Origin of the sequence: Xanthomarina sp. F2636L (assembly GCF_026410195.1) — a bacterium.
GTDB lineage: Bacteria > Bacteroidota > Bacteroidia > Flavobacteriales > Flavobacteriaceae > Xanthomarina.
The window spans coordinates 1-281 of the sequence record NZ_JAPMLM010000009.1 but is presented as its reverse complement, the minus strand read 5'-3'; the positions used below and the strand labels follow the sequence as shown (position 1 = coordinate 281).

Annotated in this window: 1 protein-coding gene; it reads right to left on the bottom strand. The window is 43.1% G+C overall.

Annotated elements, in window-relative coordinates; translation table 11 throughout:
* The coding region (locus OS191_RS00045; protein WP_267153666.1) for an HYR-like domain-containing protein at window positions 1–281 on the bottom strand (281 nt) is incomplete at both ends.

Here is a 281-nt window from a genome sequence, read left to right as displayed (position 1 = left end):
GTACGAGTAATAGTTCCTCCACAAGTATCACCAGATAAAGCAGAATCAGAACCAGTTACAGAACCAGAGCCATCACAATTATCTGTCCAACCAAGATCTGTCATGGCTGGTACATCATCGATACACTCAACAGAAACAGCAGCCGGAGCGGCATCAAATACTGGGCTTGTTGTATCTTGAATAGTTATAGTTTGAGTAGCAGAAGCTGGATTACCACAAGCATCTGTATAGGACCAGGTACGAGTAATAGTTCCTCCACAAGTATCACCAGATAAAGCAGA